Below are 26,588 nucleotides of genomic sequence, written 5' to 3'. Positions count from 1 at the left end.
CGCCAAGGCCTGGCGCCCGCCAGGCCTCGCTCATTCCCTCAACTCAACCGCGCTGACGCAAGTACTCGATAACCTCTACGCGCTCCCCGGCAAACTCGATGCGCTCGGCCATGGCATCCCGTTGGTAGGCGTAGATTGGGTCGTAGTATTCGGTCAACAGGCCCTCGATCCAGCCGTGGTGGCCCTCGACTATCCCGCTTGAGCCTTGCGCTTGTAAGGCACTGTCCATAATCGCGTTCAAGCGCTGATAACGTTCGCCACCCAGGCGCTTAGCGATGCCTGCCAGGCTTTGGCGCAAGCGCTGAGCAAAGGCGTCGAACCCCGCCTCGGGGCCATGCAACACCACAAACTCCGCGCACAAGCCCACTACATAATCCTGAAGAATGCGCGCCACCCGAGACTCAAGCCGGTCCTCTAGCCAAATCACAGGGCTGTGCTGCATGCGCCGGTACAAGGTCAACGGCAACGCGCAACTGCCGATCATGCGGCTTTCATCTTCTACCACAAAGGCATGTTGCCCCCGGGCGCGGCGCTTGAGCAGGTCTACGGCCAGGGCGTTCTCGAAGGAAATGGGCGCGGGCTGCGCGGTCGCACGCTTGCCGAAGCCAGAGCCTCTGTGGTTGGCCAAGGCTTCCAGGTCTACGGCGTTGCTTAGCTCGGCCAACACTTCGGTTTTGCCGATACCGGTCAGCCCACCCAGGCAGACGAAATCACACTCATGCACCGCCGCCTCGATGTGCTCCATCAAAAACGTGCGCATGGCCTTGTAGCCGCCGACCACTCGCGGATAGTCGATACCGGCCTCATCCTTGAGCCACTGCTGGGTGATCTGCGAACGCAGGCCGCCCCGGAAACAATACAGGTAGCCTTCAGGGTGAGCCTTGGCGAACGCGGCCCAGGCGTCGAGCCGCCCCTGTTTGACCTCACCGGCCACCAACTTGTGGCCCAGCTCCAGCGCGGCCTGTTGGCCGTGATGCTTATAGGCGGTGCCCACCCGCTCGCGCTCACGATCATCCATCAGCGGCAGGTTCACCACGCCAGGGAAGGCACCTTTGTGAAACTCGACTGGGGCGCGCACATCCATCATCGGCGCGCCTTCCAGGAACAGCCGCTGGAAGTCGGTGGCGTTTTCGGCCATCACACAACCTCGACCGCGTGAGGGCCACGGGCGATCATTTCGCCTATAGGGTTCAGCATCAGGCCCAGCGACTGAGCACAGGCCAGAAAGGCTGCTTCTGCTTCCGGCGCCACTGCTACCAATAAGCCACCGCTGGTTTGCGGGTCACACAGCAACTGCCGGGTAAGCTCATCCAGTGGGCTGACGCCGGTGCCATAGCTGTCGAAATTGCGCTGGGTGCCGCCGGGGGCGCAGCCTTGGGCCAGGTAATGTTCCACCTCCGGCAACCGGGGCACCGCCTGGGCGTTGAGGCGCGCGGTGAGCTTGGCGCCATCGGCCATCTCCAGCAGGTGGCCCAGTAAGCCAAAGCCAGTGACATCGGTCATGGCCTTTACCCCTGGCAATCGAGCGAAGTGCTGCCCTGGGGTATTAAGGGTACACATCCAGTCCCGCGCCACGCCCGCGTCGGCCTCACGCAGCAGGCCCTTTTTCTCGGCGGTGGTGAGAATACCGATGCCCAACGGCTTGGTCAGGTACAGCCGGCAGCCACCGGTGGCGGTGTCGTTGCGTTTGAGGTGAGCTTTTTCCACCAAACCCGTGACCGCCAGGCCGAAGATGGGCTCAGGGGCATCGATGGAATGCCCGCCAGCCAAAGGAATACCTGCCGCGTCGCATACCGCCCGGCCACCGCGGATTACCTCACGGGCGATTTCCGGCGCCAGTACGTTCACCGGCCAGCCCAGAATGGCGATGGCCATCAAGGGTGTACCGCCCATGGCGTAGATGTCGCTGATGGCATTGGTGGCAGCAATACGCCCAAAGTCGAACGGGTCATCGACGATAGGCATGAAAAAGTCCGTGGTGGACACCACGCCCCGCTCGTTATCGATGCCGTACACTGCTGCGTCATCCCGCGAGGCGTTACCTACCCATAGTGCGGGGTCGAGGTTCTGCGCGCCGCTGCCGGCCAGTATCACGTCCAGCACCTGGGGTGAAATCTTGCAGCCGCAACCAGCCCCATGGCTGTATTGAGTGAGGCGAACGGGTTGGGTCATGGATGAGCCTCCAGGTAAGGGCCGGCCAGTTTACCACCCATAAGCCCGCCATGGCCTGGCCTCGGCAACAGTCAAGTTGCCGCCCTCGGTGCCGATAGACTGGGCACACCCCTGTTTTGCCATCAACGGATAGCGCCCATGCCCTACGCCTGGCCCCTGCGCCTGAAACGCACCGCTTATGCGGCCGCGGCGCTATTGGCGTGCCTGGCGGGCCCTGTGCTGGCGCAAAGCGCCACGGCGCTGCAAGTGGTGAGCGAAGAGCTGCCGCCTTACAACATGACCGTGCAGGGCAAAGTCAGCGGCTTTTGCACCGAGGTAGTACAAGCGGTACTCAAGGACATGGGCCTGGAGCCGCACATCCAGATGATGCCCTGGGCCCGCGCCTACGACCTGGCTCTGCATGCCGAAAACGTGATGATTTACTCCATTGCCCGTACCGCCGAGCGCGAAGCCCTGTTTCAATGGGTTGGGCCCATCGCCCCGACTCGCTGGTTTTTGTTTTCTACGGCCGCCCGGCCGATCCAGCTCGCCAGCCTGCGGCAGGCCCTCGAACAGCGTTATCAGATCGCCACCGTTCACGAAGACGCCGGTGAACAGTACCTGCGCAGCCAGCATTTCGAGGTGGGTCAAACCTTGCAGCAGAGCAATAATTACGCGCTCAACTACGAGAAGCTCAAGCAGGGCCATGTGGCCCTATGGATCTCCGACGGCCTCAGCGCTTCCTATACCGCCCGGAACTTGGGCGACATACCCGGTCGGGCCCTGTATCGCAGCCTGGAGTTACCAGAGCTGGGAAATCCAGGCTTGAGCGTGGCCTTTAGCCGAGGTACTCCGGTACAGACCGTGGAACGGTTCCGCGCCGCCTTGCAGCGGCTACAAGCTGACGGCCGCTACGCAGCCATCGCACACAGGTGGACAGGGTTGTGAAACACGAACACTACGACGACCCCACTCACACCACCCTGCACACCGAGCGCCCGTTGGCGCACCGGCTGGTGGTGGCTACCTTGGTGTTTTGCCTGGCCTTTACCTTCGCCACGGTGGGCGTGCGTACCTGGTTTGCCTGGAATAACGGGGTGCAGGCTGAAACCCGCGAGTTGGAGCTGATCGACCAGGTATTCCAAGGGTCGTTGTCCAAGGCCATCTGGGAAATGGACCGCGACAGTTTGGAAGACCAATTGCAAAGCGTGGTGCAGGCCGCGCCTGTGGGGCGCGTGACCTTACGCATCCCGCGACCCGAGCGTAGCGAGGAAGTGCTGGTACGCCAGCGCGAAGGCTTTATAGGCACGGGCCCGGCGCCCTCCCTGGAGCGGGCACTGACCATCGCGCCCTACCCCGGCACCGTGCAAGCGGTGGGCAGCTTGCTGATCGAGGGTGACCCCAATCTACTGCGTGAACGCCTATGGAAAGACCTATGGAGCATCATGCTCACCCAGGTCATACAGGCGCTGGCGCTGGCCGGGCTCACCATGCTGATGTTCAATAACCTGGTCACCGTACACGTGCGCCATATCGCCCGGCACCTGGAACAGCTGACACCGGCGACCCTGAGCAAGCACCTGCGCCTGAACCGGCTGGGCACCCGCAACGACGAGCTCGACCTGCTAACGGTGCGCATCAACAGCTTGCAGGAGAACATGGCCCAGTACCTGCAACGGCAACACCAGGCCGAGCGTGCCCTGGCCGCCAGCCGTGACGATCTGGCGCTGAAGGTAGAGCAGCGCACGGCTGAGTTGGTCAACGCCAACGAGCAGTTGCAAAACCTTTCACGGCTTGACCCGCTCACAGGCCTGGCCAACCGACGTTACTTCGATGAGCTCAAGCATGCCGAATTCAACCGTGCCATACGTAGCGGGCGCCCGTTGACCGTGCTGATGTGTGACGTGGATTTTTTCAAGCGTTACAACGATACCCACGGCCATGGCGGCGGCGACCGCTGCCTGCAGGAAGTGGCCGAGCTGATGAAAAACCTGTTCACCCGGGGCGGCGAAGTGATCGTTCGCCTAGGTGGTGAAGAGTTCGCTGTGTTGCTGCCTGACAACGACGCAAGCCAAGCGCGTCTTGCTGCTGAACGCCTGCGCGAAGCCCTGATGACCAGGAGCATACCCCATGGGGCCTCCCCCATCTCGCCCTACCTGACCATGAGCATCGGCATTGGCGAGCTGGACGCGCGCGTGATGACAGCCTTTGACCACGTGCTCAGCCGTGCTGATGAAGCCTTGTACCGGGCTAAGAATGGAGGCAGGAACCGAGTATGCGAATAAAGGCTTGGGTACGCGGTTATTACCGTGCGGCATTGGTTACGGTCCTGTTCAGCTGGCCCCTGGGCCTGGCGAGCGCTGCGATGCTTGAGGCAGTAACCGAGGAATCCTCTTACAGCTACCTGGAGAACGGTCGAGTGGCTGGCCCGGCTACCGCAGTAATCACCGCGACCTTGGAGCGCGCCGGATTGGAAGATTACCGCCTGACGATCTACCCTTGGGCCCGGGCCTATGACTTGGCCCTGACCGAACCTGACGTGCTGATTTACCCTCTTATCCGTACGCCCGAGCGCGAGCAGCGCTTCAAGTGGGTCGGCGAGTTCGAAGAAATCAAAAGCGTGCTGTATAAACTGCGAGGACGAACCGACCTTCAGTTGCAAGGGCTCAATGAGGCAAGGGGCATGAACATAGGTGTGGTGCGCGACGACGTTCGTGAGCAATACCTGAGAAAAGCCGGGTTCAACCGGCTGGTGGTGTCGGCGTCGGCCATGGACAACCTGCGCAGGCTGCTCACCGGTCAGGTAGACATTGCTCCCCTTTCCCCCCAAGACGCCAAGCGCTTTTGTGAGCAACTAGGTGTACCTTTCGAAGATCTGGAAGCTGTACTGACCCTAGACCAGATCACCGCCCATGCTTACCTGGCGTTCAGCAAGCAAACCTCAGATGAAGTTGTTCAGCGCGCCATAGCGGCCTTCGGCCAACTCAGGCAAGAAGGCCAAGTGCAGCGGCTGATGAAAGGGCGCTAAACGCCAGCTTCGGTGGGAAAGAACTCGCCCTCAAGCTGCTGCTCACGCAAGCGTTGCTCGATTGCCGGGCGCAGCCGATCAGCTGTCGCTTGCGCTTGCGGGTCGGCCACCTGTAGCCATACGCGGCGAACATTCTGCTCGTGGGTACCCTCGCTGAGCATTTCATGGCTGACGACCGGGCGGCCACGCCAAAGGCACAGGCCCTGGGGTTCGTCGCCTGCTTCAGGGTTGGCGCCAGGCGCCACCAGCCACAGCTCTACCGTGCCGCGCAGGTCCAGGGTACTGATATTGGTTTCTTCAATGGTTATGTTCATGGAACTCCAGTGTGTAAAACAGGTGTCGTAACTACGAGCCTGCCCTTGGCCACGGGTTCATTTCCATTTTACGGCCCCCTCGCTCACAAGGACACCCGATGAAACTTTACTACCTGCCTGGCGCCTGTTCCTTGGCCCCTCATATCATCGCCAACGAGTTGGACACCGCGTTCACAGCAGTAAAAGTCGATCGTCAGACCAAGCAAACCGATGACGGCGAGAACTACATGGACATCAACCCCAAGGGGTACGTGCCCGCGCTTAAACTGGACAACGGTACCGTGATCACAGAGGCGCAGGTGGTGCTGCAATTTCTGGCAGACCAGGCGCCAGAGCGCGGCCTGGCACCCAAGCCCGGTACCCCGGAGCGCTACAGGCTGCAGGAATGGCTAAGCTTCGTGTCGACCGAGTTGCACAAGAACATCGGCTCGATGTTCAACCCCAAGCAGACCCCGGAATGGCGCGCCATGGCTACCGAAGTATTGGACAAACGCCTAGGCTGGCTGGAAAAACAGCTGCGAGGTCGTGAGTATGTGCTCGATCAATTCAGCGTGGCAGATGCCTACCTGTTCACCGTGCTTAACTGGACCGGCCGAGTCAACTTCAAGCTCGATGCCTGGCCGGCCGTGCAGGCGTATCATCAGCGCCTGAGCCAGCGGCCTTCGGTGCAAAAAACCCTGAAAGACGAGGGCTTGATCTAACGTCCTCCCTGCTCGCCCGTGGGTTGGGATCTACAGGCCTGCAGGTAGCGTGCCTGGCCTACGGGTACTGGATATTTTTTCGCACGGGGCAGCGCCTTGCTGCCTATTGTCAGTTCAGGTTGATAACCGCTGTACCGGCCACATCGACCACCACACCGGCCAAGCGGATGGTGCCATCGGCGTTCATCACCAGGCTGCTCGCCCCCACCTCCAGGGTGATTGAGGTGGCTGCCCGGATCGTCACCGCGCCTTGATCCACACAAACGCAATAGCTGCCCTCTTCCACGGCAAGGCCGGTGTCCAGCCTGATGGTTTCGTGATGGGTGCCCTCAACCTTGATCGAGCGGTGTCGGCCCACCCAGTGATGCTCATCCACCTCTACCGTGGTCTCGAAATTGCGCTCGGCATGCAGGCTTATCTGCTCGGCGCCGGCCTTGTCATCAAAGCGCAAGCTGTTGGCGTTAGCCCTGTGCCCTTTGATGGACCGGGTCAATACACCACTCTGGGTTTTGTTCGCCGGCAGGGCCCAGGGGGGCAGATTAAGGCTGTTGTACAGGCTGCCGACGATCAAGGGCCGATCAGGATTGCCATCGAGGAATACCACCACTACTTCATCGCCCACACGAGGGATTTGAAGGCTGCCAAAACCGCCGCTGGCGCTGGTTTGAGCCACTCTTACCCAACAGGAACTGCTGTCGTTGTACTGGCCAGTACGGTCCCAGTGGAACTGCAGCTTCACTCGGCCCAGAGCGTCGGTAAAGATTTCTTCGCCGGGTGGGCCGACCACAATGGCGGTTTGTGGGCCGGGTACAGAGGGCCTGGGTGTGGTCAGGGGCGGCCGAAAGGGGATTTTCCGGCGGATGCAGGTGAAGGTGTTTCGGTAGCCTGCTTCATCTTGCTCGCTATAGTTGTTCTGGCCCCAATGGCTGACTGACAGGAGCAAAAACTGGCGGTCTCCCGGGGGGTCCTGATCATGGTCGTAGTGCTGCGACAATTCAAAGGTAAACCCTGGCGCCATTGCTCGGCAATTGCTTGCGCCACTGAATACCTTGCCCTGAACTTCCATGGCCTGCAGCCGATGCCGCACTTTGCTCAAACCCTCTTCATGAGTTGCATAACCGTAGGGCCCGTCGTAGGTGTATACCTCGAAGCGCCCCACGTCGCCCTGCTCGCTCACGGTGTTCAGCCCTACTTCCCCCTGATTACGCGGCTGCTTGTAATCGAAGGACTTGTATGCCAGGCGGGTGGGATGCATATGGCGGCTGGCCGCCCAGGCAGTGATCGCGTCTTCGGTTTCCGTCATTGCAGCGCGGTGGTAACGGATCACAGGTTGCGCGGGCAGTGGCTCAAATTCGCTGCTGTCCGCGACGATGATCATGCGGTGAGCATCCTGACTATGCTCGAACCTGAAGAACAAGCCTTCGTTTTCCAGCAAGCGCAGCACAAAATCCAGGTCGGTTTCCTGGTACTGGGTGCAATAGCTGATGGGCTTGAGTGGCTCGGTCAGGCGAAATTCGTAATCGGCCAACCCGGGGTAGCCAGCAAAAACCTCTCGAACGATCTGCTCAGTGGTTTTGGCCTGGAAGATACGGGTGTCCTGACGCCGGCTAAGCATCCATAACCAGGGTACCAACCGCGCCTGGTAACTCGCGACACCGCCATCGGCTCCCGTATGGGTAAAGTCTGACACATAGCCGTTGATATATTTAAGGTCGCCATTGGCCAAGGCAATACCCAAGCTGACCTTCTGGCTCATCAAGCTTTTTAACTCGATCCGAGCATCCTTGGACAGCAATGCCAGTTCAAAAAGGAAAAGTTCCGACAACGCCTCGCTGCCACTGAAGCGCTTTAAGATTAGTTCTTGCTCACTACCGCCCAATGGCGAATTGAATGCAATCAAACGCCGACGTTTGGAAGATAACGACTCAAGAGCGACCCTACTCATCAAATGCTTCCTGCTTAACCTATGGAAGGTTGCATAAAAGAACCAAGTGCTACGGGTGTCAAGCAGAAAATCTGTTGTTACGATTTCAAATATTACTTAACAATATCAGCCACCACTTCAAAAAATCTTCTGCTACCCAGACAGGGAAAGGCTCCAGCAAAAAACATTTAGCGGATTGACATAAATTAATCCACTTTTCTAACGTTACCCTGCACTACATGAGTCTCGGTATTTGAACCAAAAAAAATTCAGCGTGTAAGCTCATGCGCCGTGAACGCTAGTACGCCGAGCCGCAGCCCAGACAACAAGGAGAGTTCTGTATGCGCCTGCCGTCCAGTGCTTTGGATCAACTAGGTATCGAGCTTGATCGCAACCAGCACGAACTGGTTGTGTTGCCTGTAACCCCAGCTCTTGTAAACACAGCGAAAGCTCGTTCAAATGCCCTATCCACGCCTGCTCTTCGGGCATGGCAAGGGCAGTATTCAGACACCTTCGCCCATGCGTGGGATACACGTCAATCTGTATACAGGGCAACCCTAAGCCCTTATGTCAATACCCCATGGGGTATTCCCGCAGCTCTTGGGATCTATGCCCTATATGGTATTTGGCCTGCTAATGGTTCCGCCTGCTATCGTCATCTTGGTCATCGGCGCAGCAATTTCGGCCTGGACCGGGAAAAAGTTTGACCCACCCAAAGGTTCACGCCTTTTTCGTTTCCAAAACTTTATGCTATCAAGCTCGTTCAAAACGCTTAAATACATTGTGCCCACGCTTATCATCTTGACCACCACAGCCCTACTGGCACGAGGCTATTCTCCCTGCCCAAAACTTCTTATCTCGGGTTCGGCATGGCAATTGTTTTGGGTTAACGACGAACGCGCTTGCTTTAAGCCCGATTATTACATCAACGACAACTGGCCCTGTAGACGCGTCGATCAAGAAGATATCAGCATCCAGGCTGACGGTCGCTAGCAATGCAAGGTTAAGTGGGCGACAACGGACCGCGGCGCTCGCCGTTAAAGAGCACTTCGGTAGGAGGCGCTCCCTGGGAGCCTGATGCACACCGGTAGCCTCACTACCGATGAGCGCCGGCGCCCAAGTGATACACCGGTTAGTGAAGCGCCATGGGCGCGGCACCAGCAACCGGCACAGGGGCACCGTAGCGCCGGGTGGACCAGCCACACAAGGCCAGCCCTACCAGGGCCAGCACGCCACCCACCCAACCCACATGCCCGGCTCCCAGACCACTGGTGACCACGCTACCGAGCAATGCGCCGCCACCAATGCCGATATTATAGATACCCGAGTGAAGCGCCATGGCCACGTCGGTGGCATCAGGCGCCAGGTTCAACACACGGGCCTGCAACACCAGGCCAAAGCACATGATGAAAATGCCCCAGAGCGCGCTCTGCAAGGCTAGCGCTGGCAAGGCCCCGGCCACGGGCGTCATCAACAGCAGGCAGGCCGCCAAACCGCCGATCACCACCAACAGCAACCCGCGTGGAAAACGGTTGTTATACCGGCTAAACAGGACCGACCCGAAGATACCGGCGCCACCGAACACCAACAGCAGGCCAGTGGTGGTTTCGCCTTTGAGCTTGGCTACCAAGGCCACGAAAGGCTCGATATAGGTATAAGCGGTAAAATGGGCCGTCACGATCACGGCAGTAAGTACATATTGCAGCATCAAAGCCCGACGTTTGAATAACACCGGTAGGCTGCGCAGCGACCCCGAGTTATGGCTGGGCAACGCAGGCAGCGCCCGCACTAGCACGATCATGGTGGCACAGGCCGCCACACCGATGGCAGCGAAGGTCACGCGCCAGCCAAAGGCCTCTCCCAGCACGCGGCCCAGCGGAATGCCCAATACCATGGCCAGGGACGTGCCAGTGGCCAGCAAACCCAGGGCCTGTACCTGCCGCCCTGGCGGCGCTACCCGTACCGCCAGGGACGCGGTAATGGACCAGAACACCGAATGGGCGAACGCAATACCGATTCGGCAGGCGAGCAATAACACGAAGCTACTGGCGAATGCCGACAGTAGGTGGCACAACACGAACACCGCGAAGATGATCACCAGCAACCGTCGCCGCTCGATGTTGCGGGTCAGCAGCATGATGGGCAGAGAGATGAGGGTCACGATCCAGGCATACACCGTGAGCATCAGGCCCACCTGCGCGCTGGTCATGTCGAAACTACCGGCAATGGCCGACAACAGCCCTACGGGCACGAACTCGGTGGTGTTGAAGATAAAGGCACCCAGGGCCAGGGCGATCACGCCCAACCAGCTCTCAGTGGCAGGTGCTGCTTGTGAGGTCATGCTTGTCACTCGAATCAAGGGCCGCTCACACAGACGCGTTATGAACGGCAAAACGGAAAAACGCCCCGCGCCGGAGCACGCGCACGCCGCTATGGACCTTGAGGCCAGGCAAGTGTGCGGTCTGATTATTATGAGTGGCAACGCGAGGGGTACGTGGGGCGGATGCTACCCTGTGCCCTCAGGCCGGGGCAATCCCATGGTCAGGCCCGGTGCTTGGCATGGGTGCGTAGGCGTGAGCGATAGCTCGCGAAGGCGGTACCGACAAGGGTTGCTGTCAGTCAGGATTCGCCAGCTTCGCTAGCTCCCACCTGCTGATTTGCACCTGTCCTGCCTTCGGGCGCGGTTCACCCTGGCGGAGCATGTTCATCCTGCTTCAGCGCCTCGCAACTCCTGGGCCAGCGTTTGTATCAACTCGACGGCCGGTAGCCTTCTGGCCAGGGGCGCGCCCTGCCCGGCCCACTGCACCGCAAACGCATCGCTGCCCTGGCGCGCAGCCGCGGCGGCCAAGGCTTTCTGCCCGTCATAGGTCAAGGGGTACGCTGGCAGATGGTCCTGGGGCAGGCAGGTAAAGTTACGGTTCACCAAGCCTCTGGCTGGGCGGCCCGAGATCGCTGCGGTGACTTCGGTGCAATGGCCTCTGGGACCGGTCAGGGCCTCTCGGTAAGCATTATTGGCGGCGGACTCCGGGCAGCCGATAAAGGCAGTGCCCATCTGCACCGCGCTGGCCCCCGAGGCAAGGCAGCCTCGAATGGCCAGGCCATCCATAATGCCCCCCGCCGCAATTACCGGCAAAGGCTGGCGCTCACACAGCAATCGCACCAAGGGCAGGGTACCGGTGCAGGTATCTCTCTCAGGCACGAACACGCCGCGGTGCCCACCCGCCTCATACCCCTGGGCAACCAGTGCATCGACCCCAGCGGCCAAGGCCAGTTGGGCTTCTTCCAGGCAGGTCACCGAGCACAACAACAGGCAACCTGCCTGCTTCAAGGCCGCGATAGCCCCGGCGCTCGGCAGGCCAAAGTGAAAGCTCACCACCGCTGGCTGCTGCTCCACCAACAAGGCCAGCATAGGTTCGTCTTCATTAAAACTGCGATAGCGTTCACGCAGCCCCGCCGGTGGGGTGGCGCCAAATGCATCGAAGCAAGGCGCGATCTTCGCCAGCCACTGGGTTTCCAGGGCCGGGTCAGGCCGCGCAGGCGCGTGACAGAACAGGTTGTAATTCACCGGCCCTTGGGTCAAGTCGCGCACCTGAGCGATCAGCGCCCGCGCCTGCTCGGGGTTGCAGGCACCTAGCCCAATCGAACCCAACCCACCCGCTTGGGTAACCGCTGCCGCCAAGGCCGGTGTGGACACGCCCACCATAGGCGCCTGAATCACTGGCACGGTGAGGTTTAAACGCTCTAGCAACGATGTAGTCATGGACGGTCTCCTAGGGGTGGGAAGCTGTGGCCCTGTACTTTGGCCTTGAAGAAGCAACGGCCCGCGCGTTGTTCGGGCCAGACCGTAGCCCTACATCCATTGCCGGTGTACGGGACTGGCTACGGGATCATCTGTCGGTCCACCCAGCCCTTCCCTGCACCCGGGCGGCCAGTTAGCACCAGGATCGACCGGCGTATGCATTCCGCGCTCAAGCCAATGCCAGTCCATGCCGATAGCAGTAACAAGCCCAGCGCGAGGGTGGCCTGTACAGGCTGCGGCGGGGAGGCTATCGAAGAGATGGGAGTGCGCCATGGAACACAGCAATCAGGTAGGGTCGTATACGGTTGCCCATAAAGGGCTGATGAACCTGTTGACCGATAGCGTCATGGCCCAGCTTTGCCAGCCTGTGAAGCCAGACGCCCCTGCCCTTGCCGAACAACCCCTGGACCTAGGCGGCCTGGACACTTTTTATTTTCGTGCTCGCGGCAAGCGCTGCGGTTGCGCGCAATGCAAGGCCGTACGCGCCGCCATGTAATAAAAAAGGGCCGCCCCCGAAAGGTGCGACCCTTATGTGTACCACTACGCGATCAACGCTTGGCTTGCAAATCCGGGTTTTCGGAGCGGCCCAAGAATTGCTGCGTGGTCGGTGCCAGGTGCTCAAGAATCCACTGAGCCATGGCCTTTTCCTGCTCAAGAATCTTTTCGCACACCGTGGCGGTCTGCGTGTCGCCGGCTGCCTTGGCCGCTGTGATAATCACCGTGTACGTAGCGATCTCCAAATTCTCAAACACGTAGCCGCTCATGGAACCTTTGATCACTTCATCGGACATGGCCGAACCCGCGACTGCCTGGCCAAAGGCCATGAGCTTACCGGTCATGTCCTTGAAGGTTGATGGGCTGCCACCGAGCCGCTTGATAGCCGCGTCTACTTCTTGCTGCTGCCACTTGGTTTCTTCAATGTGCTGTTGAATACGCTGCTTAAGGTCGGGGTAGTTCTCCAGCCGCTCGGCCTGGGCGGTAAGCATGCTCTCGGCTTGCTGCTCCATGGCGTGCGCGTCTTTGAGCCAGTCGAGCAAGTTCTCTTGTACCGTTGCCATGATGCTGTTCTCCAAGGGTGATATGAAATCCCGAACGGGCCTTTGAATAAGACCCAACGCTTTGGGGCCTAGCTGCTTTTAATCGGCCGAGGGCTGACCAGCGGCAAGCCTAAGCCGCTATAGCACGGTCTCAGCCTTCGCTTTGGCTAGGGTCGGCGCTACGGGGATAGGTGCGTTCTTCCTGAATGCTGCCGTCGATTTTATGAATCTTCACCGATGCGGTCTTACCTTCAAGAAACAGTGCGGTTTCCTTGAGCAGAGCCTCTTTGGTCGGGGCTGTTTTGGACGCACGGCTGGCACCCTCTTTTTTCAGCTCCCAATGATCTCCAGCGTGGGTAACGTGGTAGTTGTCCATGGTTTCCTCCTAATGGCGATAAGTCTGTAGAGGGAAGAAAAACGCAAGGGTTCTAACGGATGTGAGTTCGTTTTGTTTTTTCGCCATAACGCTCGTTGGCGGGGATCGAAGGGCGTTACACAGGGTCCTAGAGGTAGCCTTTGTATATGCCTGAGAATCTTGTATGAATGAGTACATCGCCCCGGTCCCTCTGGATAAAGCCTATCGGCTGATTAACCATGGCCCTACGGTATTGGTATCTGCAAGCCACGCTGGGGTGGATGATGTAATGGCTGCGGCCTGGGCCTGCGCGCTGGACTTCGCACCGCCGAAGTTAAGCGTGGTACTGGATAAAAGCACCCGTACCCGCGCACTGGTGGAACAGGCCCGAACCTTCGTGGTGCAAGTGCCCTCGGCGGCCCAAGTGCAAATGACCCACGATCTGGGCAACCGCTCCCTCTACCAAGACCCGGCCAAGCTGGCCCGCTGCGGTACTACCCTGATGCAATTAGGCGAGCAAGCCCTGCCCTTCGTTGAGGGCTGTAGTGCCTGGCTGGCGTGCCGGTTGATCCCTGAGCCGCATAATCAACACACCTACGACCTGTTCATTGCCGAAGTGATCGGTGCTTGGGCAGACAGCCGGGTATTCCGGAACGGGCATTGGCATTTCGGGGAGGCCGACCCTGATCTACGCAGCATTCACTACGTGGCCGGGGGGCAGTTTTACGCCATTGGCGAGCCCTTGGTGGCTCGCCATGGTGAAGAAGCGCAGCCCTTATAACGGGCTGCCGGGTGTGATGCCTTGATAGCCGTCACACCGCATGGGGCGGGGAATTACAGCGCGATGTCAGCGTTCGGAGCATCCGGGCCTGGCGTCGGTATCTTGGATGCTGGGGTTTTGCTGGTATCCGGTGCCTTGGCATCCATCACCGGCGGCGGGGCCAGTTGCAGTACCTTGCTGGTGTAAGCCCATTCTTCGGCAACGTGCTCACGGCTATCGTTCAGGTGAGTGCCGTAGCTCGGTATGATTTCGTGGATCTTCGCCTGCCACTGCGGGGTGGCGACTTTATCCTTGAACACCTTTTCCAGCACACCAAGCATGATAGGCGCAGCGGTCGAAGCACCTGGGGACGCGCCCAGCAGGCCGGACATGCTGCCGTCCGCGGAAGTGACCACTTCGGTACCCAACTTCAGTACACCACCTTTGTCTGCGTCACGCTTGATGATCTGTACACGCTGGCCGGCTTGCCACAGGCGCCAGTCTTCTTTCTTGGCTTGCGGGAAATACTCACGCAGTGCGTTCATGCGGTCTTCGTCCGACAGCATCAGTTGGCCGGCCAGGTATTCCACCAGCGGGTATTCCGCGATGCCTACCTTGGTCATGGGCCAGATGTTATGCGTGGTGGTGCTGGTGAGCAGGTCGAAGTACGAACCATTTTTCAGGAACTTGGTGGAAAAGGTTGCAAATGGCCCAAACAGCAGCACCTGCTTGCCATCGAGTACGCGGGTGTCCAGGTGCGGAACAGACATGGGGGGCGAACCGACCGAAGCCTTGCCATACGCCTTGGCCAGGTGCCTCTCGGCCACGCTCGGGTTTTCAGTCACCAGGAACGAACCACCTACCGGGAAGCCCGCGTATTCCTTGGCTTCTGGAATGCCAGACTTCTGCAGCAGGTGCAAGGCGCCACCGCCAGCACCAATGAACACGAAGCGGGCGTCGGTGGCCGTAGTGGTACCGTCTTTCAGGTTCTTGTACTCGACGTGCCAACTGCCATCTTCGTTACGCTTGATATCGCGCACTTCGCTGGACAGCTTCAATTTGAAGTTCGGCTGTGTTTGCAGGTGGCTAACGTACTGTCGAGTGACTTCACCCCAGTTGACGTCGGTGCCTATTGGCGACCAGGTGGCTGCGATCTTCTGCGCAGGGTCCCGGCCTTCCATCATAAGCGGTACCCACTGCTTGATCTGCGCAGGGTCTTCGGAATATTGCATGCCAGCGAACAGCGGGCTTGCCTTCAGGGCCTCATAGCGCTTCTTGAGGAACGCAATGTTCTCATCGCCCCATACAAAGCTCATATGTGGAGTAGAGTTGATAAACGAGTGCGGGTTCTTCAGCACATCGCTACGTACTTGCCAGGCGAGAAACTGCCGGGTGACCTGGAACGCTTCGTTGATCTCGACTGCCTTGGGGATCTCGACCTTCCCGTCTTTGTTCTCGGGGGTGTAGTTCAACTCGGCGAGGGCCGAGTGGCCGGTACCCGCGTTGTTCCAGCCATTGGAGCTTTCTTCGGCCACGCCGTCGAGGCGCTCGACCATCTCCATGGTCCAGCCAGGTTCCAACTCATTGAGCCAAACACCCAGGGTCGAACTCATGATGCCGCCACCGATGAGCAGTACATCCACAGGTTTGCCATCGGCCGCCAGCGCGGAACCGCTAGCCAGGGAGACCGCCAGGGCGAGCAGCGCCCCGCTTGCTTTGTTAAACATATTCACGTCCAGATAATGAGGCCACTAGCCTGCGTATGCGCCAAGTACTCGGCACAGCCAGCCGCATGAGCCAGCCAGGCATGACCGCCAAAAAAGGCAGGAGATCTTAAATTCGCCGCGCCCCACTCTCTGGGGCACCATTGGCGGAACTGCGCGCGCAGGCCATGGCCCGAGCGGCCGGGGCCACTGCCCTACCGTCAATGCGCGGCCAGGGTAGTGGCACATCCTTTCACGAAGCTTTCACCAGCCTTTCATTTATTTCCTACAGAAATACGATCTTTGGCCGAGGGGCTTCAATCCTTGTGCTTATGCGAAACGGATAATTTCTGGAAAACCACTCGCCCGCCTTCGCTGCTGTAGCCGGTGTTGTCCTGAGTATATACGCCGGCTTTGAAGTATAGCGGCTTGTTCTTCCAAGACGAGCTCAAGTCGGTTTTCCAGCCGTAATCCGCGGCAGCGACAGACAGCATGCCCCCCTTAGTGAGCGTGATTACATAAGAGAAGGGTTTTTGCAAAGGCACTTTTTCCGCCACGGTGATAACCGTAGGGTCATTCTGACCTGGCGTTTTGCGCAGCTTGGCCACGATAGTGCCTAGCCGTTGATTATCCACCCATTGGTACTCAACCTTCAGCAGGGGGTCGTTGCTGTTGTACTGATGAATCTGGCCAATCACCACTCGCCCACTGGACGGTACCTCGCTCACGGTGAGCTTGGCACGCAGGTAGTTGTCAGCCTCGGTGTACTTCCAATTACGCAAAGAACCATCGCTGTAGGTCTCGCGCAACTCGCTACGGGGGTACTTGGCGCTGTCAGTGGTAGACCCGTTTACCGGTGCCCAAAAGTAGAGCCTGCTTCCGTCTTTGCGGAAGTACTTGTCCTTGTAGCCCTTCATCAATACCGGGGTTTCGATGATTTTAGCGGGCGAGCCGACCGGAACACTGAGGTTCCACGTGGAGAGATCAATCATGTCAGGCGTTACCTGTGGTTCGGCTCACACTTACGTGCTACCGCCGATTGCGGATAAGACCTAGCACCGTCCAGGAGCTAAGCGGGGCGGCAGGTTTTATATACGCCTTGGTCACACTTGTTAATGATGGCACGCCAACAGAACGGCGCCTGATAAATGACAAACGTGTTTAAGCCTTTATGTACAGGCAATTACGTTCCACGACCGTTAGTCGGGAATTTTGCACGATGACAATTCATGGCTTATTGCTACCATTCAACTGGCTGGGATCCTTTCTAAGAGGCACCCGCGTACCAATTAGGGGAAAAGACGCTATTGAGTAAAAAATTGAATTTTATTGCAACCGCCTGTCGGGTAAATCAAGCCCATTTTAGAGCGATGTTAAGTCCTAAAATAGAATGCGCCAATTATCAGACGCCATATTAACAGCGCAAAGCCTTACCAGCCGTGGCTGCTACTATTGAGCCACTACCTTGAGGAATGATATCTCATTGATATCGCCCGAGCCGTTACGTCGTTTTTCTGGCGAAACCCCCGAAAACACGGGGCTTTAGCCCTGGCAACCGGTGCCGAAAACCCAAGTAACCAAATGGTGAGCAGCCTGCTCGCCGGCCCCTACTAAGTTTTCTGGAGTTCGCCATGATTGACCTCGACACCTGGAACCTGAGCATTCCCGTCGGCAGCCCTGCTATCACTATCGACACCCCTAAACTCGCTTCCGGCTATAAAGACGGGTTTTTCAAGTCCGGCGATACCCTGTTCTTCTGGGCACCGGTTACCGGCAGCACCACCAAGAGCGCCAAGTACCCCCGTACCGAGCTGCGCGAAACCAAGCCTGACGGCAGCCTAAACAACTGGAAATACAACGCTGCGGACAATATGCTGCGGGCAGCGCTTGCCGTTAATCAAGTGCCTTCGTCCGGCAAGATCGTGATTGGGCAGATCCACTGCAATGGCAGCACCGAGCCGATGCTCAAAGTGGAATACCAGTGGATGGACGCCAAGCGCCTGGGCAACATTGTGGCTAAATACCGCGCCACCCCTACTTCCGAGCCTTCGGTGGTCATCATCGCCCAAAAGGTACCGATGAATCAGCGGTTCACCTACACCATCCACTTGACCCCATCGGGCAACCTCACCGTGAATGCCGCCAACTTCCAGTGGGGCGTCAAGGTGGATAACAAGTGGGCCTCCTCGGCGCTGTATTTCAAGGCAGGCGTGTATACCCAGGACAACACCGGATACGCCACCGAAGGCGGCGCGGCGACCTTCTACAAGCTGGTGATCGAGCACAACGCAAAGGGCTGATCTAGCGGCGTTCAGTGAACCTACATTTTCGCCTGTCTTCGGACAGGCTTTTTTTTTGCCTTGCATTTGCCCGCAGCCCGCGAGAACCGTGCTCATTGAACGAGTCTATGGTTATGATAGTTTTTTTAAATGAACCATCGGCCCGCTCAGCTCCCTATATCCCTGTAACCGAGAAAAAAGCATTTTGGTTATTAGCCGGGGCCTGCAATCACCGGCACGCAACACAGATGAAAGTGGACTACCGGATTAAAACCCATCTGCCTTGAAGCAGGGGGGGATACCAGGCGATGACTTGGCTTACATCCTAAAACCGTGACGAACCGAGGACGAACGTATGTTCATACATAACAAGCGTCTACAGTACACCGTACGCGTAGCAGGGCCTAACCCAGGCCTGGCAAACCTTATGCTGGAGCAATTCGGCGGTGCCCAGGGCGAACTCGCGGCAGCAATGCGCTACTTCACCCAGGCCGTGACCGAAGAAGATGCAGGTCGTAAAGACATGCTCTACGACATTGCTACCGAAGAGTTGAGCCACCTGGAAATCATTGGCTCGATCATCGTAATGCTGAACAAAGGTGGGCGCGGCCAATTGGCTGAAGGCGTGCAAGAAGAAGGCGAGCTGTATCGTTCGCTGACTGGCGCGGGCAACGATTCCCACATCACCAGCCTGTTGTACGGTGGTGGCGCGGCGCTGGTGAATTCGGCCGGGGTCCCATGGACGGCCGCTTACATCGATACCATCGGTGAACCCACCGCTGACCTGCGCTCGAACATTGCGGCCGAATCCCGTGCCAAAATGGTTTATGAGCGTTTGATCAACGTCACCGATGATCCAGGCATCAAAGACGCCCTAGGCTTCCTGATGACCCGTGAGATCGCTCACCAGATGTCCTTCGAGAAGGCGCTGCATTCCATACAGCCAAACTTCCCGCAGGGCAAGATTCCGCCAGTTCCGGAGTTCACTAACGTGTACTTCAACATGTCTCCTGGCAATGACATTAAGGGTCCATGGAACACTGGTGAAAACCCGATGGGTGAGTGGGAAATCCGCGAGGCTGAGCCCGCGGTGGATGGTGGCGATGGCCTGGCTAGCGTCGACCTGCCCCCAGCGGACTTGGCAGCGGTCGAAGCCATGAAACTTCGCACCATGTCCGACCCTGATGCCACGCCGCAAACCGGCGCTGACATCGGCAGCAGCGGCGCGCCAAAGCTTAACTAAGCTTAACGCGTGACTGTTGTAACGAAGCCGCCCTAGGGCGGCTTCGTTGTATTTGGCGGTTAAATATGTTCGCTAAAAGGCCTAAGCGCCCTCGCCTTTCAACGTGCGTTGGTGGTACGCCTTAATGCCTGCCAGTGCATGGTGAGCTGCCTGACGGATCACCTCGTCGCGGTCACCTTTAAACCGTTCGGTATGCGTAAACACCGCTTGCTTACCTTCGTGGGCAAACGCCCAGGAAAAGCACACCGTGCCAGGTGGAATGTCATCCATGGGCTCAGGGCCCGCCACGCCGGTCGTCGCCACTGCAACATTAGCCTCACTGTCGAGCAAAGCCCCTACAGCCATTTCCCGCGCCACCTCCTCACTCGTCAACCCGTAGTTATCGATAGTTTCAAAGCTAACGCCAAGCAAGCGGTGTTTTGCCGTGGGCGAGTACACCACGTAACCGCTTTCCATGATCTTCCCACCGCCAGGCACCGCTCCAAGCGCAGCGGCGATCAATCCGGCCGTGCAGGACTCGGCCGTGGCCAAATAGAGCGAGTGGTTCATCAGGTAGTCGACAACGGCTTCGAGTTCTTCCAGCTTTTTGTTTGGCAATTCCATAAGGCAGGCTCTTCTTAAGTTATTAGGTGCGCACAGCAAGCGTATTGCCTTGTCCTGCGATTAGAGCCGTCCAGAGACAAGACGGGTTCAATCAGTTGGCTCATCGGTCCCTTACCTAAAAAGCTCGACCGCTGATCGCCCAACCATGACCGCTGGCGCCCTGGTTTGAACTTGGCAGGCCTTCGCTTAACTGAATACACATATACGTTGGCTGCACGGTTGTACATTAATTTGCCAACGACAGTGCCGATCACACTCAGGAGGTTTAACAATGAAAGCGTTACGCTGGCATGGAAAGAAAGACATCCGCTGCGATGATCACTTGCCCGACCCCACCATTGAAGACCCACGTGACGCCATCATTAAAGTCACCTCTTGCGCGATCTGTGGGTCGGACCTGCATCTGTACGATGGTTTTATGCCTGGCATGAGCCATGGCGACATCATGGGCCATGAGTTTATGGGCGAAGTCGTGGAAGTCGGCTCGGCCAACAAAAAGCTTAAAATTGGCGACCGCGTCGTAGTGCCGTTCACCATTTGCTGTGGCGAATGCCACCAGTGCCGCCGGGGTAACTTCTCGGTGTGCGAACGCAGCAATCGCAACAAGGACCTTGCCGACAAAGCCTTTGGCCATAGCACTGCTGGCCTGTATGGCTATACGGCCCTCACCGGTGGTTATCCAGGCGGGCAGGCTGAGTACGTGCGTGTGCCCTTCGCTGATTTTTCACCCGTGATCATTCCCAATGGCCTGACTGATGAGCAAGTACTGTTTTTAGGGGATATTTTCCCCACTGGCTGGCAGGCAGCGGTGCAATGCGACATCCAGCGCACCGATACAGTGGCCATCTGGGGCGCAGGCCCTGTTGGGCAATTTGCGGTTCGCAGTGCGGTCATCCTTGGCGCGGAGCAAGTGGTATGCATCGATAACGTACCTGAGCGTTTGGCCATGGCCAAAGCGGGCGGCGCCATTACCATCAACTTTGATGAAGAAAGCGTGGTGGAGCGCCTCAATGAACTCACCAAGGGCCGGGGCCCTGAGAAGTGCATTGATGCGGTCGGGATGGAAGCCCACGTAACGGGTTCATTGGACTCCATGTATGACCGGGTCAAGCAGGCGGTAATGCTCGAATCCGACCGGCCCCATGTGCTGCGGGAAATGATGTACGTGTGCCAACCAGCCGGGACGCTGTCCATTCCAGGTGTGTATGGCGGGCTGATCGACAAGGTGCCCTTCGGCGCGGCCATGAACAAAGGCCTTACCCTTAAAATGGGGCAAACCCACGTTAACCGCTGGACCGATGACCTGCTCAACCGAATCCAGGAAGGCCAGATCGACCCAAGCTTCGTGATTACCCACACCGTGAGCCTGGAAGAAGGCCCGGAAATGTATAAAACCTTCCGTGACAAGAAAGATGGCTGTGTGAAGGTTGTTATCAAGCCCTGATCGCGGCGCCTTGTTCGCCAGCTTGGTTGGCTCTTACGGGATTGAAATCCAACTGTAGGAGCCAGCGAAAGCTGGCGAATCACCCTCCCCTACCTCCGCCTACCGCTATTTTCCCCGCGTTTACATCCCACTTTCAGCGCATTGACACCCCGAAAACACCGTCATAGGATGTCGTACGAATCCATTCGTGCCTGTTATCGAAATGGACGCCGGTTGTCTCGGCAATAACAAAAACAAAAAAGGAAGCCACCTCTATGACCCTACAGGTCCCTTCACAGGCCTCGGCCCAAAGCCGCCCCTTGGTTCATGAGCAGTCGCGCATCGGTCGATACCGGTGGGTGATCGTTGCCCTGCTGTTTATCGCCATCGGCATCAACTATATCGACCGGCAGATGATCGGCATCTTGAAGCCCACGCTGGCCGCTGAACTCAAATGGTCGGAGACCGACTACGCCAATATCGTGTTCTGGTTCCAGTGCGCCTATGCCATTGGCTTTCTGACCTTTGGCCGTATGATCGATAAAGTTGGCGTACGGGTAGGCTACGCCCTGGCATTTACCGTGTGGACGGTGGCCAGTATCGGCCACGGGCTGATCAGCACCGTCACTCAATTCGCCTTGGCCCGCTTTACCTTGGGGTTCGGCGAGTCAGGTAGCTTTCCTGCCAGCCTCAAGGCCGTGTCGGAGTGGTTCCCACAAAAAGAACGCGCCCAAGCCACCGGTATTTTCAACGCCGGTACCGCCATGGGCCCGATCATCACGCCACTGCTGGTGCCGGCTATCACCTTGGCCTGGGGCTGGCGCGCGGCGTTCATTTCCATTGGCCTGGTGAGTTGCCTGTGGCTGGTGGCTTGGCTGCTGATGTACCGTCGCCCCCATGAGCATCCTAAGGTTAGCCCCGAAGAACTGGCGTATATCCAGGCCGACAACACACCGGTGTCAGCCAAGCCAGCCCCGGCGGTTAAAATTTCCTGGTTCAAGCTGCTGCGGTTTCGCCAAACCTGGGCGTACGCGGCGGGTAAGTTCCTAACCGACCCCATCTGGTGGCTGTACCTGTTCTGGCTGCCGGATTTTCTTGGCAAAACCTACGGCCTTAACCTGAAAACCTTCGGCCCGCCCTTGATCGCGATCTACCTGCTGGCGGACTTGGGTTCGGTATTGGGCGGTTGGGGATCGTCGCGGCAAATGAAAAATGGCCTTGGTGCTAACAGGGCACGTAAAACCACCATGTTGATCTGCGCCCTGGCGGTGATTCCGATCGTGACCACGCAGTTTATTTCCAGCATGTGGCTGGTGGTGGCGATCATCGGCTTGGCCGCCGCTGCCCACCAAGCCTGGTCGGCAAACCTGATGACGCTGCCCTCTGATATGTTCCCCAAAGAGGCCGTGGCCTCGGTGATCGGTATTGGCGGCATGGCGGGTGCCATGGGCGGCATGCTGATGACCACTTACAACGGCTACATTTTGGACGTGTTCAAATCCTACCAACCGATCTTTATCGTGGCCGGTAGCGCCTATCTGGTGGCTATCGTTGTAATCCACGTGCTTACGCCTCGGCTCAAGCCTGTCACCCTGGACCGCCTCTCGGCCAACTGACAGCAAGCCATCACCGCTCCACCTTTGGCTGCGTCGCAGGTTGACGCAGCTTTTTTTTGCCTGCAAATCCCCTAGCCGGGGCCGACCTTCCTGAAGAGGCGGTGGTCCAAGCGCCAGCTTCGACGCTGCCGAAGTGCTGTTTCGATACGCTACCGGAGTTTTTACCCATGCCCGCATTGCACCGCCTATTGGCTTTTGGAGACCAGGCCCGACGCGCCGTTGCGCTGGTGTGGGCGACCTCCAAGGGCCTGTTTATCGGGCTGGTAGTAGCCACGCTGATTGCCGGTTTGCTCCCAGCGCTGGCGGCCTGGCTGGGGCAGCGGATCGTCGACGCGGTGTTGCAGGCCATGGCGCTGCATGCCCAACAAGGCCAGGCGCCCTTGTGGCCGGTGCTGCGCTATGTGGTGGCCGAGGGCGGTGTGTTGGCGTTGCTGGCCGGGGCCCAACGGGCGCTTTCGGTTCAGCAATCGCTGTTGCGGGTGCAACTGGGGCAGAAGGTCAACCTGCTGATCCTGGAGAAAGCGCAAACCCTGACACTGTTGCAATTCGAGGATTCAGACTTCTACGACAAGTTGGTGCGGGTGCGCCGAGACGCCTCCACTCGGCCTTTAGGCTTGGTGATCAAATCCCTGGGGCTGGTGCAAAACCTGGTCTCCCTAGTGAGCTTTGCCGTGTTGCTGGTGCATTTCTCACCCTGGGCCTTGGCCATTTTGGTGGTCGCGGCCTTGCCGGTGTTTTTCTCCGAAACGCGCTTTTCCGGGGATGCCTTCAGGCTGTTCACCCGCCGCGCCCCCGAAGCCCGTCGGCAGAATTACATCGAAGCGCTGCTTTCCCAGGAAGCCCATATCAAAGAGGTGCGCCTATTCAGCCTGGCCCCACTGCTGCTGCAACGCTACCGAGATACCTTCGCGCGGTTGTACGCCGAAGACCGTAGGCTGACCCTGCGCCGGGATGGCTGGGGCTTTGCTCTGGGTTTACTGGGCACCCTGGGGTTTTACCTGGCGTACGCCTGGGTGGTGCTGGACACTATCGAAGGGCAGATAACCCTTGGCCAGATGACCATGTACCTGGTGCTGTTCAAGCAAGGCCAGGCCGCGATCAGTTCCAGCTTGAGCGCCATCGGTGGGCTTTATGAAGATGGGCTGTACCTCACTAACCTCTACGATTACCTGGAGCAGCCAGTGCCGGCGAAAACCGGCCACCTAACCCAGGGCGCCCAACCCGGTGATGGCCTGCGTTTCGAGAGCGTGGGTTTTAGCTACCCCGGCGCGCCCCGCCCAGCGTTACAGGGCATCGACCTGCACCTGAGCCCAGGGCGTAGCCTGGCCTTGGTTGGGGAAAACGGCTCGGGCAAAACCACCTTGATCAAACTGCTTACCCGCCTGTACAGCCCCACCGAAGGGCGCATTCTGCTCGATGGCAGTGACCTGCAGGCTTGGGACAGCGAGGCACTGCACCGGCGCATTGGGGTGATTTTCCAGGATTACCTGCGCTACCAGATGACCGTGGGCGAAAACCTGGGCGTGGGCGACGTTGCTGCGTTCAACGATGAACAACGCTGGCGCCAAGCGGCGGACCAGGGCATGGCCTCGGGGTTTATTGAAAGCCTTGGCCAGGGCTACGGGACACAATTAGGCAAATGGTTCGCTGGCGGCCAGGAGCTGTCGGGCGGGCAATGGCAGAAGCTGGCACTGTCTCGGGCCTACATGCGCCAAGAGGCGGACATTCTTATTCTCGACGAGCCCACCGCAGCGTTAGACGCAGGCGCCGAAGCGGCGGTGTTCGAGCACTTCCGCGCCTATGCCCAGGGGCGCATGAGTCTGCTGATCTCCCATCGATTTTCTAGCGTGCGCAATGCCGAGTACATTGTGGTATTGGAGCACGGGCGAATAGTGGAACAGGGGCACCATGCCAGCCTGGTGGCCCAAGGGGGGCGCTATGCGCGCCTGTTCGACCTGCAAGCCCAGGGTTATCGCTAGGCGGCACCCTGCTAGCACCTTGGGTGGACGCCTGGAGCCTGAGGTGCCAGACTGTGGCGCCTGATGTAAAGGCATCTACCTGAACGAGGCCTCGATGGCGGCTCCGCTTTCTACCCCTTCACTGCCCGATGCCGACGTGCCGTTGAGTGGCCAGCGCGCGACCCTGCTGCGCCTGACCCTGGTGTTTACCCTTGGCGTTATCGGCATCATCGTGGCACTGGAAGCGGCGCGCCTCTGGCACGAATACAAGCGGGCCATCGACGACGCCACCATGTCCGCGGGTAACCTCGCCCGTGCCTCGGCCCAGCACGCTGAAGCCGCCGTGCGCCAGGTGGAGTCCATGAGCGGCGGCATTACCGAACGGATCGAAGGCGACGGGCTGGCGAACCTGGACGTGCCACGCGTGCACGAATTGCTCAAGCGTCAGGTCACGTTGCTGCCGCAACTGCACGGCCTGTTTATCTACGGCCCGGACGGCCAATGGCGAGTCACTGATAAAGACAAGGTGCCGCCTAACGCTGACAACGCCGATCGTGAGTATTTCACCTATCACCGCACCCATACTGACCGCGGCCTTCACATTGGCCCGGTGATCATCAGCCGCTCCACGGGCGAGCAAGTGATTCCGATCTCCCGGCGAATCAACAACCCAGACGGCAGCTTCGCGGGCGTGTTCTTGGCCACCTTGCGTCTAAGCTATTTCGAAAACTACTACGCAGGCTTCGAGATCGACGAGCAGGGGATCTTCCTGCTGGCCCTGGCCGATGGCACCCTTCTGGCTCGCCGCCCGCAGTTATCGAGCGCCATTGGCGCCAGCCTGGCCAAGGGTGAACTGTTTTCACGCTACCTGACGATGATGAACAGCGGCGTGGCCGATATTACCTCCAGCCTGGACGGCGAACGGCGCTTTCTAGGCTTTCGCCGGGTAGAGGGTTACCCGTTGGTCGTAGGCGCGGCGCTGTCACGCGCCTCAGTGATGCAGCCGCGCGAGGTAGACCTGATCAAAACCCTGCTGGTGCTAGGCCTGCTCGGCTGCGGCATCGGGTTGTTCGGCGCCGGGCTGATGCGCCAGTTCAAGCAGCGGCTGCTTATTGAGCAAGCGCTACGCGATGCCCAACACAGCCTAAGCCAGATGGCGTTCTATGACGGGCTAACGGGCCTGGCCAACCGCCGCAGGCTGGATATCGCTTTGATCGACGAGCTCAGCCGCGCTCGCCGCCTGAGCTACCCAGTCAGCATGATCATGCTCGACCTGGACAGGTTCAAGCTGTTCAACGACCGCTACGGCCACCCCGCCGGGGATGAATGCCTCAAGGCCGTGGCTCAGGTGCTATCGGCCACGGTCAACCGCACCAGTGACCTGGCAGTGCGCTACGGTGGTGAAGAAATGGCCTTACTGTTGCCCAATACTCCATTCGAGGGTGCCTGTAAGGTTGCCAATGACCTGCTCACCGGGATCCGGGCCCTGGGTATCGAGCACCAGGACAACGACCGAGGCATCGTGACCTCCAGCCTGGGTGTGTATGTGTGCGAACCAGCGCTTCAAGAGGTTACGCCGGCGGCCATGATCAAAGGCGCCGACGCACTGCTGTATACCGCCAAGCATTCAGGCCGGGACTGCTGGCGTGCCCTGGGCGGCGAAGCCATGGCGCAGTCCCAGGTCTAACCCGTGG

24 protein-coding genes are annotated in these 26,588 nt (G+C 58.9%); 13 read left to right on the top strand and 11 right to left on the bottom strand.

Annotation, left to right across the window (positions count from 1 at the left end):
* Nucleotides 1-43 precede the first annotated feature (43 nt).
* On the bottom strand, nucleotides 44-1,138 hold the full coding sequence (gene mnmH, locus ACWKV4_RS05575; RefSeq protein ID WP_483830680.1) for a tRNA 2-selenouridine(34) synthase MnmH: 1,095 nt from the start codon (nucleotides 1,136-1,138) through the stop codon (nucleotides 44-46).
* Complete coding sequence (gene selD / locus ACWKV4_RS05570) at nucleotides 1,138-2,172, bottom strand: selenide, water dikinase SelD (RefSeq protein WP_483830681.1); 1,035 nt, start codon at nucleotides 2,170-2,172, stop codon at nucleotides 1,138-1,140. Before selD ends, mnmH begins: the two co-directional genes overlap by 1 nt.
* A 138-nt stretch (nucleotides 2,173-2,310) precedes the next feature.
* On the opposite strand from selD, the gene ACWKV4_RS05565 reads away from it, so the two are divergent.
* From ACWKV4_RS05565 to ACWKV4_RS05555, 3 genes are read left to right on the top strand one after another with little or no spacing between them, the layout of a single operon-like run.
* Entirely contained in the window at nucleotides 2,311-3,099 is a 789-nt protein-coding gene (locus tag ACWKV4_RS05565) for a substrate-binding periplasmic protein (protein WP_483830682.1), read from the top strand.
* A complete protein-coding gene (locus ACWKV4_RS05560) occupies nucleotides 3,096-4,436 on the top strand; it encodes a GGDEF domain-containing protein (RefSeq protein WP_483830683.1) in 1,341 nt (446 codons plus the stop codon). The genes ACWKV4_RS05565 and ACWKV4_RS05560 overlap by 4 nt, the downstream gene beginning before the upstream one ends.
* The gene (locus tag ACWKV4_RS05555; RefSeq protein ID WP_483830684.1) at nucleotides 4,427-5,179 is read left to right on the top strand and encodes a substrate-binding periplasmic protein; all 753 of its coding nucleotides are present in this window, start codon (nucleotides 4,427-4,429) and stop codon (nucleotides 5,177-5,179) included. Before ACWKV4_RS05560 ends, ACWKV4_RS05555 begins: the two co-directional genes overlap by 10 nt.
* Here the strand turns inward: ACWKV4_RS05555 and ACWKV4_RS05550 are convergent.
* A complete protein-coding gene (locus ACWKV4_RS05550) occupies nucleotides 5,176-5,493 on the bottom strand; it encodes a hypothetical protein (RefSeq protein ID WP_483830685.1) in 318 nt (105 codons plus the stop codon). The two genes, ACWKV4_RS05555 and ACWKV4_RS05550, sit on opposite strands and share 4 nt — an antisense overlap.
* 98 nt (nucleotides 5,494-5,591) lie before the next feature.
* Here ACWKV4_RS05550 and gstA point away from each other — a divergent pair, with 98 nt between their 5' ends.
* A complete protein-coding gene (gene gstA, locus ACWKV4_RS05545) occupies nucleotides 5,592-6,194 on the top strand; it encodes a glutathione transferase GstA (protein WP_483830686.1) in 603 nt (200 codons plus the stop codon).
* Nucleotides 6,195-6,303: 109 nt separating this feature from the next.
* Here gstA and tssI read toward each other — a convergent pair whose 3' ends face one another.
* A complete protein-coding gene (gene tssI, locus ACWKV4_RS05540; RefSeq protein WP_483830687.1) occupies nucleotides 6,304-8,139 on the bottom strand; it encodes a type VI secretion system tip protein TssI/VgrG in 1,836 nt (611 codons plus the stop codon).
* Between the two features lie 320 nt (nucleotides 8,140-8,459).
* On the opposite strand from tssI, the gene ACWKV4_RS05535 reads away from it, so the two are divergent.
* The gene (locus ACWKV4_RS05535; protein WP_483830688.1) at nucleotides 8,460-8,825 is read left to right on the top strand and encodes a hypothetical protein; all 366 of its coding nucleotides are present in this window, start codon (nucleotides 8,460-8,462) and stop codon (nucleotides 8,823-8,825) included.
* Between the two features lie 425 nt (nucleotides 8,826-9,250).
* Here the strand turns inward: ACWKV4_RS05535 and ACWKV4_RS05530 are convergent, their stop codons facing one another.
* Together ACWKV4_RS05530 and ACWKV4_RS05525 are read right to left on the bottom strand one after the other, a co-directional pair.
* Entirely contained in the window at nucleotides 9,251-10,459 is a 1,209-nt protein-coding gene (locus ACWKV4_RS05530; RefSeq protein WP_483830689.1) for a sugar transporter, read from the bottom strand.
* 363 nt (nucleotides 10,460-10,822) lie between these two features.
* Nucleotides 10,823-11,935, bottom strand: a complete 1,113-nt coding sequence (locus tag ACWKV4_RS05525; RefSeq protein WP_483830690.1) for an NAD(P)H-dependent flavin oxidoreductase — start codon at nucleotides 11,933-11,935, stop codon at nucleotides 10,823-10,825.
* Nucleotides 11,936-12,188: 253 nt separating this feature from the next.
* Here ACWKV4_RS05525 and ACWKV4_RS05520 point away from each other — a divergent pair, with 253 nt between their 5' ends.
* Nucleotides 12,189-12,413, top strand: coding sequence for a hypothetical protein (locus tag ACWKV4_RS05520; protein WP_483830691.1), 225 nt, complete (start codon nucleotides 12,189-12,191; stop codon nucleotides 12,411-12,413).
* 52 nt (nucleotides 12,414-12,465) lie between these two features.
* On the opposite strand, the gene ACWKV4_RS05515 is transcribed toward ACWKV4_RS05520, so the two are convergent.
* Together ACWKV4_RS05515 and ACWKV4_RS05510 are read right to left on the bottom strand one after the other, a co-directional pair.
* A complete protein-coding gene (locus ACWKV4_RS05515) occupies nucleotides 12,466-12,975 on the bottom strand; it encodes a ferritin-like domain-containing protein (protein ID WP_483830692.1) in 510 nt (169 codons plus the stop codon).
* 130 nt (nucleotides 12,976-13,105) lie between these two features.
* On the bottom strand, nucleotides 13,106-13,330 hold the full coding sequence (locus tag ACWKV4_RS05510; protein ID WP_483830693.1) for a DUF2188 domain-containing protein: 225 nt from the start codon (nucleotides 13,328-13,330) through the stop codon (nucleotides 13,106-13,108).
* 163 nt (nucleotides 13,331-13,493) lie between these two features.
* Between ACWKV4_RS05510 and ACWKV4_RS05505 the strand changes: the two genes are divergently transcribed.
* A complete protein-coding gene (locus ACWKV4_RS05505; protein WP_483830694.1) occupies nucleotides 13,494-14,090 on the top strand; it encodes a flavin reductase family protein in 597 nt (198 codons plus the stop codon).
* A 53-nt stretch (nucleotides 14,091-14,143) separates the two neighbouring features.
* Here the strand turns inward: ACWKV4_RS05505 and mqo are convergent, their stop codons facing one another.
* Together mqo and ACWKV4_RS05495 are read right to left on the bottom strand one after the other, a co-directional pair.
* Nucleotides 14,144-15,796 carry a malate dehydrogenase (quinone) gene (mqo, locus tag ACWKV4_RS05500; RefSeq protein WP_483830695.1) on the bottom strand — a complete coding sequence of 551 codons (1,653 nt, stop codon included), beginning with the start codon at nucleotides 15,794-15,796 and terminating at the stop codon, nucleotides 14,144-14,146.
* A gap of 293 nt (nucleotides 15,797-16,089) precedes the next feature.
* Entirely contained in the window at nucleotides 16,090-16,764 is a 675-nt protein-coding gene (locus ACWKV4_RS05495) for a polysaccharide lyase family 7 protein (protein WP_483830696.1), read from the bottom strand.
* Nucleotides 16,765-17,403: 639 nt separating this feature from the next.
* Here ACWKV4_RS05495 and ACWKV4_RS05490 point away from each other — a divergent pair.
* Both ACWKV4_RS05490 and ACWKV4_RS05485 read left to right on the top strand, forming a co-directional pair.
* Complete coding sequence (locus tag ACWKV4_RS05490; RefSeq protein ID WP_483830697.1) at nucleotides 17,404-18,072, top strand: polysaccharide lyase family 7 protein; 669 nt, start codon at nucleotides 17,404-17,406, stop codon at nucleotides 18,070-18,072.
* A 334-nt stretch (nucleotides 18,073-18,406) separates the two neighbouring features.
* A complete protein-coding gene (locus ACWKV4_RS05485; RefSeq protein ID WP_483830698.1) occupies nucleotides 18,407-19,294 on the top strand; it encodes a manganese catalase family protein in 888 nt (295 codons plus the stop codon).
* 81 nt (nucleotides 19,295-19,375) lie between these two features.
* Here the strand turns inward: ACWKV4_RS05485 and ACWKV4_RS05480 are convergent, their stop codons facing one another.
* The gene (locus ACWKV4_RS05480; protein WP_483830699.1) at nucleotides 19,376-19,897 is read right to left on the bottom strand and encodes a CinA family protein; all 522 of its coding nucleotides are present in this window, start codon (nucleotides 19,895-19,897) and stop codon (nucleotides 19,376-19,378) included.
* A 271-nt stretch (nucleotides 19,898-20,168) separates the two neighbouring features.
* Between ACWKV4_RS05480 and ACWKV4_RS05475 the strand changes: the two genes are divergently transcribed.
* From ACWKV4_RS05475 to ACWKV4_RS05460, 4 genes are all read left to right on the top strand, one after another.
* Complete coding sequence (locus ACWKV4_RS05475) at nucleotides 20,169-21,341, top strand: zinc-dependent alcohol dehydrogenase (protein ID WP_483830700.1); 1,173 nt, start codon at nucleotides 20,169-20,171, stop codon at nucleotides 21,339-21,341.
* 254 nt (nucleotides 21,342-21,595) lie between these two features.
* A complete protein-coding gene (locus tag ACWKV4_RS05470) occupies nucleotides 21,596-22,936 on the top strand; it encodes an MFS transporter (protein ID WP_483830701.1) in 1,341 nt (446 codons plus the stop codon).
* Between the two features lie 167 nt (nucleotides 22,937-23,103).
* Entirely contained in the window at nucleotides 23,104-24,915 is a 1,812-nt protein-coding gene (locus ACWKV4_RS05465; protein ID WP_483830702.1) for an ABC transporter ATP-binding protein, read from the top strand.
* 94 nt (nucleotides 24,916-25,009) lie between these two features.
* A complete protein-coding gene (locus tag ACWKV4_RS05460) occupies nucleotides 25,010-26,581 on the top strand; it encodes a sensor domain-containing diguanylate cyclase (protein WP_483830703.1) in 1,572 nt (523 codons plus the stop codon).
* Nucleotides 26,582-26,588: the final 7 nt, after the last annotated feature.

Source organism: Pseudomonas artemisiae, assembly GCF_057128685.1.
This window is presented reverse-complemented; position numbering and strand designations above follow the sequence as displayed.